This window comes from Gordonia sp. SCSIO 19800, assembly GCF_018132775.1.
Taxonomy (GTDB): Bacteria; Actinomycetota; Actinomycetes; order Mycobacteriales; family Mycobacteriaceae; genus Gordonia; species Gordonia hongkongensis.
This window is the reverse complement of record NZ_JAGRQM010000001.1, coordinates 293,889-309,555: the sequence shown is the minus strand read 5'-3', so window position 1 is coordinate 309,555 and position 15,667 is coordinate 293,889. Positions and strand designations below refer to the sequence as shown.

The window sequence follows — 15,667 nt, the reverse complement described above, 5'->3', positions numbered from 1 at the left end:
CCGGAGTGATCATGCGTACAGCTTAGGGCGACGTGTGACAGCGTCGATCGGTAGCCTGCCGGTATGCCGTCCCCGACCGTCGCCGACACCGACCACGCCTCGGACCCGCTGGTGGCCGAGTACCTCCGCCTCGGCCTCGCTTTCGACCGCCTCGAACGGGGCTTCGTCGACGCCTACACCGGCGATCCCGCGCTGAAGGCGGAGGTCGAGAACGCGTCCGCACCCGATCCCGCCCGGCTCGCCGACCGCGCGCGCGGGCTGCTCGCCGACCTGCCCGGTGCTCTCGACGCGGCGCGCGCCGAGTTCATCGGCGCCCACCTGCGCGCGCTGGAGTGCTCGGCGCGCAAATTCGCCGGCGACGACGTCGGATTCGTCGACGAGGTCCGCGCCTACTTCGACGTCGACATCGCGATGGCCGATCCGGACCGGTATCGGCAGGCGCACGCCGACCTGGCGGAGGCCCTCGGCGTCCCGGGCGCCACCGGCGACGAGCTCCGCGACATCTACGCCGCGCACCGGCGTGCCGACGAGATCCCGCCCGAGCGGGTCGACGAGTGTGTCCGCGCGTTCAGCGGCGCGCTCCGCGAACGAGTTCGGTCCGCATATCCGTTGCCGGACAACGAGATCGTCGAGTTCGAGGTCGTCACCGACAAGCCGTGGTCGGGATTCAACTACTACCTCGGCAACTATCGCTCACGCGTCGCCATCAACGCCGATCTCACGCAGTACATGTCCTCCCTGCCCGCGCTCATCGCGCACGAGGCCTACCCCGGTCACCACACCGAGCACTGCCGTAAAGAGCAGTTGCTCGTCGGCGCGGGGCACGACGAGCAGTCGATCTTCCTGGTCAACACCCCGCAGTGCCTGATGGCCGAGGGCCTCGCCGACCACGCGCTGGCCGCGATCGTCGGTCCCGAGTGGGAAACGTGGGCACAGGAGATCTACGCCGACCTCGGACTCCGCTTCGACGCCGGCCGGGCGATGGGCGTCGGACGCGCCACCGCCGGGCTCCTCGGCGTTCGTCAGGACGCCGCGCTGCTGCTGCACGACCGCCACGCCGACGCCGACACCGTCGCCGAACATCTCCGGCGCTGGCTTCTCGCACCCGAGGAACGGGCCCGGCAGATGCTGCGATTCCTCACCTCGCCGCTCTGGCGCGCGTACATCAGCACCTACGTCGAGGGATACCGATTGGTCGAGGCGTGGCTCGAGCAGGCCGACGACCGCGCGGCCGCCTTCGGTCGCCTACTCGACGAACCACTCATCCCGGCGAGTCTGCGGCGCGAACTGCTGTAGACACTCGGCCCGCTCGCTTCGCTCCCGGCGCCTGGTACCTAGAATCGGGGCATGACCGCGAATCCGTCATCCTTGAACTCGATGTCCCTGGCCGAGCTCGACCCCGACGTCGCAGCCGCCATGAACGGTGAACTCAGCCGCCAGCGGGACACCCTCGAGATGATCGCCTCGGAGAACTTCGTGCCGCGTGCGGTGCTGCAGGCCCAGGGCAGCGTGTTGACCAACAAATACGCCGAGGGATATCCGGGACGTCGCTACTACGGCGGGTGCGAGTACGTCGACGTCGTCGAGGACATCGCCCGCAACCGGGCGAAGGAACTGTTCGGCGCCGACTTCGCGAACGTGCAACCGCACTCGGGTGCCCAGGCCAACGCCGCGGTGCTGCAGGCCCTGATGGAGCCGGGGGAGACCATGCTCGGTCTCGACCTCGCGCACGGCGGTCACCTCACCCACGGCATGCGCCTGAACTTCTCCGGCAAGCTCTACGAGAACGCCTTCTACGGCGTGAGCAAAGAGGACTTCCGCATCGACATGGACGAGGTGCGCAAGATCGCCCTCGACGTCAAACCGAAGGTCATCGTCGCCGGGTGGTCGGCCTACCCGCGCACGCTCGACTTTGAGGCGTTTCGCTCCGTCGCCGACGAGGTCGGTGCATACCTCTGGGTCGACATGGCCCACTTCGCCGGTCTCGTCGCCGCCGGCCTGCATCCGTCGCCGGTCCCGCATGCCGACGTCGTGTCCTCGACCGTGCACAAGACCCTCGGCGGCCCGCGTTCGGGGATCATCCTGGCCAAGCAGGAGTGGGCCAAGAAGCTGAACTCGGCGGTGTTCCCCGGTCAGCAGGGCGGGCCGCTCATGCACGCGATCGCCGGTAAGGCGGTGGCCCTGAAGATCGCCGCCACCGACGAATTCGCCGAGCGCCAGCGGCGCACCCTGTCCGGGGCGCGGATTCTCGCCGAACGCCTCAACGGCACGGATGTGGCCGGCGCCGGCGTCTCGGTCCTGACCGGCGGTACCGACGTCCACCTCGTGCTCGTCGATCTGCGCAACAGCGCACTCGACGGCCAGCAGGCCGAGGACCTGCTGCATCAGGTCGGCATCACCGTCAACCGCAATGCGGTGCCGTTCGATCCGCGGCCGCCGATGGTCACCTCGGGCCTGCGCATCGGCACCCCGGCGCTGGCCACCCGCGGCTTCGACGACGAACAGTTCACCGAGGTCGCCGACATCATCGCCACCGCGCTCGCGGCCGGCGACGCCGCCGACGTCTCGGCGCTGCGTGGTCGCGTGTCCAAGCTCGCGCTCGACTTCCCGCTCTACGACGGTCTCGAGGAGTGGGGCCTGATGAGCCGGATCTGACCTGGATTGCCTGTCCCGGCGGCGCGTCCGTATCCTTTCAGCGATGAACGCCCTCACTGAAGACGACCTGATCATCGCGCTCGAGAAGGCTCTTCCCGAGATCGCCGAAGACCACCAGTCGGCCGCGGCTCCGTGGAATCCGCACGACTGGGTGCCGTGGGACGACGGACGCAACTTCGGGTTCCTCGGCGGAGCGGATTTCGATCCGTCGGAGGCCTTCCTGTCCGATGAGGCACGTGCGGGACTGCTCGCCCTCCTGCTGACCAAGGACAACCTGCCGTCGTACCACCGGGTGCTGGCCAAGCACTTCCCGGCCTTCTCGGACTGGCGGCAGCTCGTGGGCGTGTGGACCGCCGAGGACAACCGCCACGCGATCGTCCTGCGCGACTACCTCGTCGTGCGGCGCGCGATCGATCCGGTGGACGCCGAGGAGCGTCGTCGCATCCACGTCACGCAGGGGTATCGGCAGACGCCGGAGCAGGTCGAGCCGCTCGGCCCGCTCGACGTGCTCGCGCTGATGGCGGTACACGAGAACCAGTGCGTGCACTTCATCAAGCGCCTGTCGGCGGTTGCCGGCGACGAGGCGCTCGTGGAGATCCTGACGAAGATCTCCAACGACGACCAGGGCCAGGCCACCACCTTCGGCGCGTCCCTCAACGCCGGTGTCGTCGCCGACCAGGACACCACGGTCCTCGCCATCGACCGGGCGCTGGCCCTCGACGAGCCGATCGGCCACGACATCGCCGACTTCGACGCCGAGCGCGCACTCCTCGCCGACTACGAGAACGCCGAGGTGAAGGCGGCCATCGCGGCGGCCCTGGCCGACGCGGTCAAGCTCGACACCGTCTCCGGTCTTGGTGAGGAGGCGGAGGCCGCGCGCACCCGCATCCTCGCCCGCACCGGCCGCTGACGACTCGCGCCCAGTACGAACACGGCGCCACCGGGACGACGAAAGTCCTGGTGGCGCCGTGTTGCGTCTCCGGTGGAAACGATACGGCGGTTTACCCACAATTCACGCCGACACACCGGATTCCGGCGCGCCGCCAACGATTTCCGCGCGTACGTTGGCGAGTGACGGACCGCGGGGAAGCGGTTCGTTCGGGAGGTTCAATTCGTGGTTTGTGCGAGCAACGCGAGGGGACCGGCCCCGGTCCTCGTCCCCCTCGGCTGACGCCGGGACAACGGACAACTGGACCGGCCGGTCGACCAACACTGGTTTGTGCGGGAGCCGCACGAACGTAGGAGCCCCACGTGACCACACGCACCTACGTCCTCGATACCTCCGTGCTGCTGTCCGATCCCTGGGCGGTCATGCGTTTCGCCGAACACCACGTCGTGCTGCCACTGGTGGTCATCAGCGAACTCGAGGGCAAACGTCACCACCACGAACTCGGCTGGTTCGCGCGTGAGGCGTTGCGCATGCTCGACGACATGCGACTCGAACACGGCCGGCTGGACCTGCCGCTCGAGATCGGCGACGAGGGCGGCACCCTCCAGGTGGAGCTCAACCACACCGACCCCGCGGTGCTGCCCGCCGGCTTCCGCACCGATTCGAACGACTCCCGGATCCTCGCCTGCGCACTGAACCTGCGCGCCGAGGGCAAGGACGTGACCCTGGTCTCGAAGGACACACCGCTGCGGGTGAAGGCCGGCGCGGTGGGCCTGGCCGCCGACGAGTACCACGCGCAGGATGTCGTGGTCTCGGGGTGGTCGGGCATGACCGAACTCGATGTCGCCACCGCCACGGTCGACACGCTGTTCGCCGAGGGCGTCGTCGACCTCGACGAGGCACGCGAACTGCCGTGTCACACCGGTGTTCGACTGCTCAGCGCCACGTCGAGTGCCCTGGGCCGGGTGAACGCGGACAAGCGGGTGCAACTGGTCCGCGGCGACCGCGAGGCCTTCGGACTGCACGGACGGTCGGCCGAGCAGCGGGTCGCCCTCGACCTGCTCCTCGACGAGAGCGTGGGGATCGTCTCGCTCGGCGGCAAGGCCGGTACCGGAAAATCGGCGCTCGCGCTTTGTGCGGGACTGGAAGCGGTCCTGGAACGGCGTACCCAGCGGAAGGTCGTCGTGTTCCGGCCGCTGTACGCCGTCGGCGGACAACAGCTCGGCTATCTGCCCGGTAGTGAGTCCGACAAGATGGGTCCGTGGGCGCAGGCGGTCTTCGACACGCTGGAGGGGCTCGCGTCGCCGGAGGTCATCGACGAGGTCTTGAGCCGCGGCATGCTGGAGGTGCTGCCCCTGACGCACATCCGCGGGCGGTCGCTGCACGATTCGTTCGTCATCGTCGACGAGGCGCAGTCGCTGGAACGCAACGTGCTGCTCACCGTACTGTCCCGCCTGGGGTCGGGATCTCGCGTGGTGCTGACACACGATGTCGCGCAACGTGACAATCTTCGCGTGGGCCGCCATGACGGCGTCGCCGCGGTCATCGAGAAGCTGAAGGGACACCCGCTCTTCGCGCACATCACGCTCACCCGCAGCGAGCGGTCGCCGATCGCCGCACTCGTGACCGAGATGCTCGAGGAGTTCGCGCCGTAGGGTCGGCGCCGACCTCTGGGTTCCAATTGCTCGGTGGCCGTAAGGATTTCGCCGCCGGAAACTCGAAGGCCGCGTCGACTCCGGAAGGGAGTCGACGCGGCCCTCGTGTGTCAGATCAGGCGGTCGGCGGTTCGATCGGGGTGAAGTCGCGGAGCGAATTCAAGAGGTCGACGATGGCGGTGAGCAGTTCGACGTTCTCCAAGGATGTCATTGTTCTCCTTTAATCGAATGGCTATCCGTTTCGACGGCCGCCTTTATTCGACGCCGTCGTTCGCAACAGTAATGATCTGATAACAAACGCGCAAACAAAGTCCAAGAGAATTCGACCCCTTTCTCAGATTAATTCGTCGAATGCGTTTTTGTACTGCATCTCGAATCATGGCAATTCGGTGTTTTCGAATCGAGAAATCGACCTCGACCGAGTGAATCCGGCTTCTGTCCATACGCTGACCGACTCGTCGCCGACACCCGATCCGAACCGCACCGTGACCAGGACGTGACTCATGGTCTCTTGCGTACTGTCAGACTGGCATGGTGCAGAAGTTACTGATGAGGCGAATGAGACTGCTGGGACTGTTGGTGATCGCGGTGCTCGCCGCGGTTGTCGGCGGCGCCGGGCAGTCGGTCGCCGCCCCAGAGACAACTACACCCGAGACATCCACGCCGGGGACGTCCACCACGCCTAGTCCGGGAACGACGCCCGGGTCGGGCATGCCGCTGCTCGACGGCATTCTCGACCAGCTCGCCGGTGGGACCGGGTCGGACGACGGCACCGGCGGTGCCGGTGTACCCGGGGCGGGTGGGCCGACGAGCCAGATGATCGTCGTGACCGCGCCGAAGGCGTCCGACACCACCGCCACCCTGACGGCCTTCGACCGGGGCGCCGACGGCAGTTGGAAACCCGTCATCGGCCCGACGAAGGCCTACCTCGGTTCGCTGGGCATGGGCGAGCCGAAGGACAACGTCCACCGGACCCCGCAGGGCACCTTCCCGCTCGACCAGGCCTTCGGCCGTGCGGAGAATCCCGGGACCAAGATGCCGTATCGCAAGGTCGACCAGCAGGACTGGTGGGACTCGAACATGAAGTCGCCGACCTACAACACGCACGTGCGTCAGCCGCAGAGCCCCGGCGGAGACAGTGAGAACCTCTACAACTCCGGACCGGTCTACGACTACGCGGTCAACATCGCGCACAACCCGCAACGCACCCCGGGGCGGGCGTCGGCGATGTTCCTCCACGTGACGAACGGTGAACCGACCATGGGTTGTGTCGCGATCGAACGCGAGCTGATGAAACAGATCCTCGTGTGGCTCGATCCGGCCAAGAACCCGAAGATCACCATCGGTGTCAACCAGGGTGCACCCGCAGGCGACGTGCCCGGAGCAACCCCTCAAACCGCTCCGGGCACGACGCCGGGGGCGACGCCTCCCACCACCTCGGGCGTTCCGGGTGCCGACGTCCTGACCGGTCTGCTCTCGCAGCTCGTCGGCGTGGTTCCGGCCCTCTTCGGGCTCGGCGGTCAGGCGGGCTGATCGGTCCGGCCGGGCCGGGCGCGAACGTCGGACAAACTCATCCGGGCACATTGGCAGCCGGGGCACCACGTGGCCTCGGTGCCGGTGTGCCACCCGTTGACCCGGGCGAGATCGTCCAGATCGGACTGGCGGAGCGGCGTACGGATCGCGAACGCGCGTCCGCAACTACCGCAGTGCCGGTCGGAGGGGGAAGTCCCGGTTTCCACGAATGCGGAAACAACTGTCATCTCGATGGATCTCTCTGTCACGGTTCGGGCGTCGGTCCGCACTCGTCCGAGAGCCCTCCCAGTCGGACGAGCGACCATTTCAGTGTCAGCTTATGTGATGTAGATCTCAAGAGTCGAATGACACATCGTTCGATCGACCCCTCCGCGTGGCCCCCCGCGCGGCGTTTCAGCGTCGTCGGTCGCGGTTCGCGGTCTTCGCCGCGTACACCGCCGCCTGGGTCCGGCGCTCCATGCCGAGCCTGCCGAGCAGTCGCGAGACATAGTTCTTGACGGTCTTCTCGGCGAGATGCATCCGCGCGGCGATCTGCCGGTTGGTCAGGCCCTCGCCGAGAAGGGCCAGCAGCGTCCGATCCTGCTCGCTGAGTCCGTCGTCCGCCGGTTCCGCGGCGTCCTGCCGGGCGCGTAGCCGATCCATCAACGCCGCCGCGGCGCGGTTGTCGAGCAGAGACCGGCCGGCGCCCACCTCGGCGATCGCCCGCGCCAGTTCCAACCCGGTGATGTCCTTGATGACGTATCCGCTGGCCCCGGCCAGGATGGCGTCCATCATCGCCTCGTCGTCGGTCAGTGAGGTCAGCATGAGGCAACGCAGGCCGTCCACCCTGCTGAGGAGCTCACGGCACAATTCGATGCCGTTGCCGTCCGGAAGCCGGACGTCGAGCACGGCGACATCCGGAGACACCGCGGGAATGCGCGCGAGCGCCTGCGCGACGCTGGCGGCCTCGCCGACGACCTCCACGTCGGAAACGGAGTCGAGCAACTCGACGAGTCCCCGTCGGACGATTTCGTGGTCGTCCACCAGGAAAACCCTGATCATGCCGTCTCCCTCCGGATCGGACACCTGAGTCGGATTGTAGGACGGGCCGAACGAATTAGACGAATGTGTGCAGGTCTAACCAAATGTCATCGCTCGTGTCCCAACCCGAGCGAAACCGCGTTCGAACCCGAAGTGCAGCACCCGGAAATGAACCTGACTATGATCCGGTACATGGTTTCCGAATTCTCGGAACTGGATCCGAGATCGCTCGAATTGCGGAAAGCGCTGTCGCAGATGCGTTTGCGCGAACTGCTCGACGAGGTCTCCGACCGGATCAGCCAGATCGCCGACGTACGCGATCAGACCGACGGGCTCCTGCAGGCGATGCTGGTCGTCAGTTCCGGACTCGATCTGGAAACCACCCTCGAATCGATCGTGGCGTCGGCGATCCGTCTCGTCGACGCCGAGTACGGGGCGCTGGGCGTGCTCGGGAGCGGGCATCACCTGTCCGCGTTCCTCTCCCAGGGCATCGACGCCGAGACCCGGGTACTGATCGGCGACCTGCCCACCGGTGGCGGCGTCCTCGGTCAGCTCATCGACCAGCCCGAGCTCCTGCGGTTGTCCGACCTGTCCGAGCACCCCGAATCGGTGGGTTTCCCCGCCAACCACCCGCCGATGACGAGTTTCCTGGGCACACCGATCCGGGTCCGCGACGAGGTCTTCGGCAATCTCTATCTGACCGAGAAGAGGAACGGCGGCGTCTTCACCGAGGACGACGAGGTGGTCATCCAGGCACTGGCCTCGGCTGCCGGGATCGCGATCGACAACGCCCGGCTCTACGCGCAGGCGCAGAACCAGCTGGCCTGGATCGAGGCCAACCGCGACGTGATGACCGAATTGCTGACCGGCGCCGATCATCAAGACGTCCTCGAGCAGATCGCGCGGAAGGTGCTGACCCTGGCCGATGCCGACCTGGTCTTCATCGCCGAGCCCCACGACACCGAAGAACCCGTGGAACTGATCGACGAACTGGTGATCACGGTCGCCGAGGGAGAAGACGGACACGTCTTCCGCGGCCAGAGCATCCCCATCACCGGGTCGACCTCGGGGACGGCGTTCGTCCAGCGCCGGCCCGTGCTCCGGAATCACCTGGAGTACGAGGTCGGCGATTCGACGCGCTACGGGCCGGTCATGGCCGCCCCGCTGCGCACCGTCGATTCCACACGAGGCGTGCTGATCGCGATGCGGGCCGACGGGCGGGAGCCGTTCGCCCGGGATCTCCTCGGGCTGAGCGCCGACTTCGCCGACCAGGCCGCACTCGCGATGCAGCTGGCCACCGCGACGATGCAGGCCCACCACATGCGCGTGCTCGAAGACCGCGAGCGTATCGCGCGCGACCTCCACGATCATGTGATCCAGCGGATCTTCGCCGAGGGGCTCAGCCTACAGGCGACGCTGCAGCGCACCCACTCACCCGATATCCGGTCGCGGCTCACCCGCTCGATCAACAACCTCCAGGACATCGTCCAGGAGGTGCGCTCGACCATCTTCGACCTGCAGACGGAGGACATGACCGTCACTCGGTTGCGCCAGCGTGTGCAGGAGGTCATCGACCAGCAGATCGACGACCTGCCGATCCAGATGCACGTGCGGACCTCGGGTCCGCTGTCCGTGGTCGATCGCCCATTGGCCGAGAATGTCGTCGCGGTGATACGCGAGGCGGTCAGCAACGTCGTGAAGCACGCCCGGGCCACGACGGTGACGGTGTCGATCACGGTCGCCGACGAGCTGGTCGTCGAGGTCATCGACAACGGCATCGGGCTGCCGGCGGACGTGACTCCGAGCGGTCTGGCCAACCTCGCGCTCCGGGCCGAGAAGGCCGGCGGAACGTTCACGACGACCCCGCCGCCGGGCGGCGGTCTCGCGCTGCGGTGGTCGGCGCAGCTCTAGTGACACACCACTAGGGGGCGTCCGCCTCGGCCGGTAGTCGCCATGCCGACATGCGTTCGGTCAGCCAGGCGACCGTTTGGAGTCCGGTGAGCACGCCGAAGAGCACGAGCAGCCACACGGACAATCCGATGATCGCGCAGACGGCGAATGCGGCGAGGAAAGCGACGAGAACGGCCGTGAGAGTGATGACGGTCCCCCTGGGAGAGCTTGCTCCGACTGTGTGCGGAGAAATTGACCCTCACACCATCCACCGACGTCGCGCCCGCCGGGAGGGGCCGAAGGTCACCGATCCGAGGGGCCAAGGAAACGTCGGGTCGTCGCCGCTGCCGCTGCTGATGCGCGGCGGGTCGTGCCGACTCAGGCGGGCCGACCCCGTTTGAGCTCGAAGCCGGTCACATGACGGGGGTCGCCCTCTCGAGGCGCGGTCGCCATCTCGATCTGCGCCCGCGCCTGGTCGACGACCGGGGTGTCCGGATCGAGGACGGAGAGGTAGCGGTCGTGGGCGGCGAGTGCTCGAACGGCCGCGTCGAGTTGTTCCTCGACCTCGACGCCGTGGGTCGCCGCCGGACCGTTCTCGAACAACCACGACGGCGGGGCTTCCAGGGCGTCGTAGGCCTCGAGGACCGCCGCGGCGAACTCCATGTGGTCGCGCTGATTGGGCATGCCCGGCGCCCACTCGGGTCCACCGAAGAGCGAGACGATCACCTGCGGCCGCACCCGTTCGACGGTCTCGGTGATCTTGTCCCGCAACTCCGGCACGTTGCGGATGTCACTGTCGGGGAACCCCCAGAACTCCACCTCGTCCACGCCGACGATCGACGCGGACGCGCGCTGCTCCGCTTCCCGCAGGGGGCCGCACTCGGCGGGCGGCAGACCCTCGATGCCCCGCTCGCCGCTCGAGGCCAGCGCGTAGACGACGCGCTTGCCCTCGCCGGTCCAGCGGGCGACGGCCGCCGCCATCCCGTACTCGGGGTCGTCGGGGTGGGCGACGAGCACGAGCGCGGTCTGCCAGTCGGTGGGGAAGGGGAGCAGCTGCGCCGTCACGGTTCTCAGCGCTCCCGGTCGAGATTGGCCATCTTCAGCACGTCGAGCCGGGCGTCCAGTTCGTCCTCGGTCAGCTTGTCGCCGACCAGGCCACGTTCGAGGACGGTCTCGCGGATGGTCTTGCCCTCCTTCAGTGCCTGCTTGGCGACGGCCGCTGCCTCCTCGTAGCCGATGGCGCTGTTGAGGGGGGTGACGATCGACGGCGAACTCTCCGCGAGCGTGCGCAACCGCTCGGTGTTGGCCTGCAGACCGGTAATACAGCGGTCGGCGAACAACCGCGAGACGTTCGCGAGCAGCTTCAGGGACTCGAGGACGTTGCGCGCCATCATCGGGATGTAGACGTTGAGTTCGAAGGCGCCGTTGCCGCCGCCCCAGGTGACCGCGGCGTCGTTGCCGATGACCTGCGCCGCCACCTGCGTGACAGCTTCGGGCAGAACGGGATTGACCTTGCCCGGCATGATGGAGCTGCCCGGCTGCAGGTCGGGGAGCAGGATCTCGCCGAGCCCGGTGAGCGGACCCGAGCCCATCCAGCGGACGTCGTTGGCGATCTTGGTCAGCGACACCGCGATCGTCTTCAACTGGCCGGAGAGTTCGACGAGCCCGTCACGGGCCGCCTGCGCCTCGAAGTTGTCCTTCGCGAGGGTGAGTGACTCGACGCCGGTGAGCGACACGAGTTCGGCGACCACCTTGGTACCGAAGCCATCTGGCGCATTGAGGCCGGTGCCGACCGCGGTACCGCCGATGGGCAGTTCGCCGACGCGCGGGAGGGCGGCGGTGATGCGCTCGATGCCGGCCTCGACCTGACGCGCGTAACCGCCGAATTCCTGTCCGAGCGTGACCGGTACCGCGTCCATCAGATGCGTGCGCCCGCTCTTGACGACCTCACGCCATTCGGTTGCCTTGTCGGCCAACGTCTTCTGCAGATGTTCGAGCGCCGGGATCAGGTCGGTGACGGCGGCCTCGGTGGCGGCGACGTGCGTCGCCGTCGGGAAGGTGTCGTTGGACGACTGGGACATGTTGACGTGGTCGTTCGGATGCACCTCGACGCCGTTGGACTTGGCGATCGACGCGATGACCTCGTTGGTGTTCATGTTCGAGCTGGTGCCCGAACCGGTCTGGAACACGTCGATCGGGAACTGGTCGTCGTGGCGTCCGTCCGCGATCTCGGTGGCCGCGGCGACGATCGCGTCGGCCTTCTCCTTGTCGAGGAGACCGAGGTCGGCGTTGACGGTGGCGCAGGCCGCCTTCAGCAGTCCCATCGCCCGGATCTGCGTCCGTTCGAGGGGGCGTCCGCTGATCGGGAAGTTCTCCACGGCACGTTGCGTCTGTGCCCGCCACAGGGCGTCGACGGGTACCCGGACCTCGCCCATGGTGTCGTGCTCGATGCGGTACTGCTCGCCCTGCGCGTCGGTCTGTGTTTCCTCGGTCATCGGCGTGCCTACTCCTTCGATCGAATCCTTATGCCGCTCAGCGGGACGTTGACGGCCCCACTCGGGTCGGTGAAAAAGTCGTTGCCCTTGTCGTCAACGACGATGAAGGCGGGAAAATTCTCCACCTCGATCTTCCACACGGCCTCCATGCCGAGTTCGGGATACTCGATGATCTCCTGGCTCTTGATGCAGTCGAGCGCGAGACGTGCCGCGGGCCCGCCGATGGAGCCGAGGTAGAAACCGCCGTGCGCGCCGCACGCCTCGGTGACCTGCTTGGATCGATTCCCCTTGGCCAGCATGACCATCGAGCCCCCGGCGGCCTGGAACTGCTCGACATAGCTGTCCATCCGGCCGGCCGTCGTCGGACCGAACGATCCGGAGGCCATGCCCTCGGGGGTCTTCGCCGGCCCCGCGTAGTAGACCGGGTGGTCGCGCAGGTAGTCGGGCATCGGCTCGCCGGCGTCGAGGCGTTCCTTGATCTTGGCGTGGGCGATGTCGCGCGCGACGACCAGCGGTCCGGTCAGCGACAGGCGCGTCTTGACCGGATACTCCGAGAGCTGCGCGAGGATCTCCGGCATCGGGCGGTTGAGGTCGACCTCGACCACCTCGCCGCCCGAGATGTCCTCGGCCACACCGGCTGCGGGCATATAGCGGGCCGGATCGGTCTCGAGCTGCTCGAGGAAGACGCCGTCGGCGGTGATCTTGCCGAGGGCCTGACGGTCGGCCGAGCACGAGACCGCGATCGCCACCGGGCACGACGCTCCATGGCGGGGCAACCGGACCACGCGCACGTCGTGGCAGAAGTACTTGCCGCCGAACTGCGCCCCGATGCCGAACGACTGGGTGAGCCGGAAGACCTCGTCCTCGAGCTCGAGATCGCGGAAACCGTGCGCCGACATCGATCCCTGCGTGGGCAGGTTGTCGAGGTAGTGCGCCGACGCGTACTTGGCGGTCTTGAGCGCGAATTCGGCTGAGGTGCCGCCGATCACGACGGCCAGGTGGTATGGCGGGCAGGCCGCGGTGCCCAGTGAGCGGATCTTCTCGTCGAGGAACTTCAGGATGCTCGTCGGGTTCAGGATCGCCTTCGTCTCCTGGAACAGGAACGACTTGTTGGCGCTGCCACCGCCCTTGGCCATGAACAGGAACTTGTACTCCGGACCGTTGGGCCCCTGCTCGGTGGCGTAGATCTCGATCTGGGCGGGCAGGTTCGAGCCGGTGTTCTTCTCCTCGTACGTCGTCAGCGGGGCGAGCTGCGAGTACCGCAGGTTGAGCTGCGTGTAGGCGTCGTAGACACCGCGGGAGATGGCTTCGGCGTCGTCGGTGCCGGTCAGGACCCCTTCGCTCTTCTTGCCCATCACGATGGCGGTGCCGGTGTCCTGGCACATCGGCAGCACGCCGCCGGCGGAGATGTTGACGTTCTTCAGCAGGTCAAGGGCGACGAACCGGTCGTTGCCCGAGGCGTCCGGGTCGTCGATGATCTTGCGCAACTGCGCGAGATGAGCCGGGCGGAGATAGTGGCTGATGTCGTGCATGGCCTCCGCGGTGAGCCTCCGGATGGCCTCCGGGTCGACCTTCAGGAAGGTCCGACCGTCGACGGAGAACGTGGACACACCCTCGGTCGTGATCAACCGGTACGGGGTCTCGTCGGCGCCGGTCGGGAGCAGATCGGAGTAGAGAAACTCGGGGGCTGAGGCTGGTTTACTCACGGACCGCATCGTATCGCCCACGACATCGGCCCCACGCCAGAGGTTGACTCGTGAAGTCACCGGTGTTGGTGTGGGGCCGATGTCGTGTCTCAGAGATCGATTCGGGAGTAGCCGCGAAGCTTGGCCGGCTTGTGGACGGCCTCGATGCGGCGGACGGTGCCGGACTTCGAGCGCATCACCAGCGACCGGGTCGTCGCGCCATTGGGCCGGTAGGTGACGCCGCGCAGCATGTCGCCGTTGGTGACCCCGGTGGCGCAGAAGAAGGCGTTCTCGCCGCTGACCAGGATGTCGTTGGTCAGCACCCGGTCCAGGTCGTGGCCGGCATCGATGGCCTTCTGACGTTCGTCGTCGTTGCGAGGCCACAGCTTGCCCTGGATCTCGCCGCCCATGCACTTCATCGCGACGGCGGTGATGATGCCCTCGGGAGTGCCGCCGACGCCCATCAGCATGTCGACGGTGGAGTAGTCGTCGGCGGCCGCGACCGCACCGGCGACGTCGCCGTCGGAGATGAGGCGGATCTTGGCGCCGGCCTGGCGGATCTCACCGATGAGATCGGCGTGGCGAGGACGGTCGAGGACGATCACGGTCAGATCGGCGACGTCGATGCCCTTCGCCTTCGCGACCGAGTTGATGTTCCACTCGACGGACTCGTTGATGTTGATGGCGCCCTTGGCCTCGGGCCCGACGGCGATCTTGTCCATGTAGAAGACCGCCGACGGGTCGTACATGGTGCCGCGCTCGCTGACCGCGATCACCGAGATCGAGTTGGGGCGGCCCTCCGCCATCAGCGTGGTGCCGTCGATGGGATCCACGGCGACGTCACAGTCGGGGCCTTCGCCGTTGCCCACCTCTTCGCCGTTGTAGAGCATCGGCGCCTCGTCCTTCTCGCCCTCACCGATGACCACGACACCGCGCATCGAGACCGACGACAACAGTTCGCGCATCGCGTCGACCGCCGCGCCGTCGCCGCCGTTCTTGTCGCCACGACCGACCCAACGACCGGCCGCGAGTGCAGCCGACTCGGTCACGCGGACCAACTCCATCGCGAGGTTGCGGTCCGGGGCCTGATGGGTGCTGACGGTCATGGGCAATCGACTCCTCTGTTCGGCGCGGGTCGACTCCAGCGGCGCCGAGTGATGGTGGCGGTGGTCTCGACCACCATCCTTGCATGTCACACCGGGCATTCGGTCAGTGACCCTGCTGGTGGGATACTCGGCGCCATGGCAGACAAACCCCGCATTCTGAACAACGGCAAGGACATGTTCTGGTCGTTGGTCCCGTTGCTCGCGCTGTGTGCGCTGGTGGCGATCGCGTCGGGGAACTGCTCGATCGGGGCCTCCAAGGACGTGGCCGACAGCAAGCTGCCGCCGTTCGACGTGGTCAGCGCATTGAACGCCGACGCCGCCCAGCTCCCGTTCCCGATCCGCCGCCCGCCGACGCCGGAGGGCTGGCGGCCCAACTCCGGTTCGTCGGACGCGATCGAGGGGCACCGGGTCAGCACGGTGGGATGGCTCAGCAGCGACGGCGCCTACGTCCAGCTCAGTCAGTCCGATGCGCCCGAGGACGTGTTCGTCCCCTACCTCGGCCGCGGCAGCGGGGGTGATTTCGCCGACATCTCCGGTACCGGTACGCGCCAGGCGGGCGGGCGGCAGTGGGTGACCTACGAGACGTCGGAGGGCAAGCGGTTCTGGATCACGGACCTGGGCAAGGTACGCATCGCGGTCCTGTCACGCGGCAGCGACGCCGACATCGAGACGATCGCGTCGTCGGTCGTCGCCCAGCAGCCGCTGCAATTGGGGTAGCGCACTACTCGTGAGAACCCGG

12 protein-coding genes are annotated in these 15,667 nt (G+C 67.3%); 7 read left to right on the top strand and 5 right to left on the bottom strand.

Going from position 1 to position 15,667, the window contains the following annotated elements; all coding sequences use genetic code 11:
- Positions 1–63 precede the first annotated feature (63 nt).
- The 5 genes from KB201_RS01380 (at position 64) to KB201_RS01360 (ending at position 6,732) form a co-directional block, all read left to right on the top strand.
- Entirely contained in the window at positions 64–1,296 is a 1,233-nt protein-coding gene (locus KB201_RS01380; RefSeq protein ID WP_058250728.1) for a hypothetical protein, read from the top strand.
- 51 nt (positions 1,297–1,347) lie between these two features.
- Positions 1,348–2,655, top strand: a complete 1,308-nt coding sequence (gene glyA, locus KB201_RS01375) for a serine hydroxymethyltransferase (protein ID WP_058250727.1) — start codon at positions 1,348–1,350, stop codon at positions 2,653–2,655.
- Between the two features lie 43 nt (positions 2,656–2,698).
- The gene (locus KB201_RS01370) at positions 2,699–3,565 is read left to right on the top strand and encodes an acyl-ACP desaturase (RefSeq protein WP_058250726.1); all 867 of its coding nucleotides are present in this window, start codon (positions 2,699–2,701) and stop codon (positions 3,563–3,565) included.
- A gap of 341 nt (positions 3,566–3,906) precedes the next feature.
- Entirely contained in the window at positions 3,907–5,199 is a 1,293-nt protein-coding gene (locus KB201_RS01365) for a PhoH family protein (protein ID WP_058250725.1), read from the top strand.
- Between the two features lie 558 nt (positions 5,200–5,757).
- Entirely contained in the window at positions 5,758–6,732 is a 975-nt protein-coding gene (locus tag KB201_RS01360; RefSeq protein WP_211538250.1) for a L,D-transpeptidase, read from the top strand.
- Between the two features lie 393 nt (positions 6,733–7,125).
- Here KB201_RS01360 and KB201_RS01355 read toward each other — a convergent pair whose 3' ends face one another.
- Positions 7,126–7,773: a response regulator transcription factor gene (locus tag KB201_RS01355; protein WP_211538188.1), complete on the bottom strand. Its 648-nt coding sequence runs from the start codon at positions 7,771–7,773 to the stop codon at positions 7,126–7,128.
- Positions 7,774–7,944: 171 nt separating this feature from the next.
- Between KB201_RS01355 and KB201_RS01350 the strand changes: the two genes are divergently transcribed.
- The gene (locus tag KB201_RS01350) at positions 7,945–9,663 is read left to right on the top strand and encodes a GAF domain-containing sensor histidine kinase (protein ID WP_211538187.1); all 1,719 of its coding nucleotides are present in this window, start codon (positions 7,945–7,947) and stop codon (positions 9,661–9,663) included.
- Positions 9,664–10,020: 357 nt separating this feature from the next.
- Here KB201_RS01350 and KB201_RS01345 read toward each other — a convergent pair whose 3' ends face one another.
- The 4 genes from KB201_RS01345 to glpX all read right to left on the bottom strand — a co-directional run bounded on the left by KB201_RS01345 (position 10,021) and on the right by glpX (position 14,928).
- Positions 10,021–10,707, bottom strand: coding sequence for a PIG-L deacetylase family protein (locus KB201_RS01345; protein WP_211538186.1), 687 nt, complete (start codon positions 10,705–10,707; stop codon positions 10,021–10,023).
- A 5-nt stretch (positions 10,708–10,712) separates the two neighbouring features.
- A complete protein-coding gene (locus tag KB201_RS01340) occupies positions 10,713–12,137 on the bottom strand; it encodes a class II fumarate hydratase (protein ID WP_211538185.1) in 1,425 nt (474 codons plus the stop codon).
- Between the two features lie 8 nt (positions 12,138–12,145).
- The gene (locus KB201_RS01335) at positions 12,146–13,843 is read right to left on the bottom strand and encodes a fumarate hydratase (protein ID WP_058250888.1); all 1,698 of its coding nucleotides are present in this window, start codon (positions 13,841–13,843) and stop codon (positions 12,146–12,148) included.
- Positions 13,844–13,932: 89 nt separating this feature from the next.
- On the bottom strand, positions 13,933–14,928 hold the full coding sequence (gene glpX / locus KB201_RS01330) for a class II fructose-bisphosphatase (RefSeq protein WP_058250720.1): 996 nt from the start codon (positions 14,926–14,928) through the stop codon (positions 13,933–13,935).
- Positions 14,929–15,063: 135 nt separating this feature from the next.
- On the opposite strand from glpX, the gene KB201_RS01325 reads away from it, so the two are divergent.
- Positions 15,064–15,645: a DUF4245 domain-containing protein gene (locus KB201_RS01325; RefSeq protein ID WP_211538184.1), complete on the top strand. Its 582-nt coding sequence runs from the start codon at positions 15,064–15,066 to the stop codon at positions 15,643–15,645.
- The last annotated feature ends 22 nt before the right edge of the window (positions 15,646–15,667 follow it).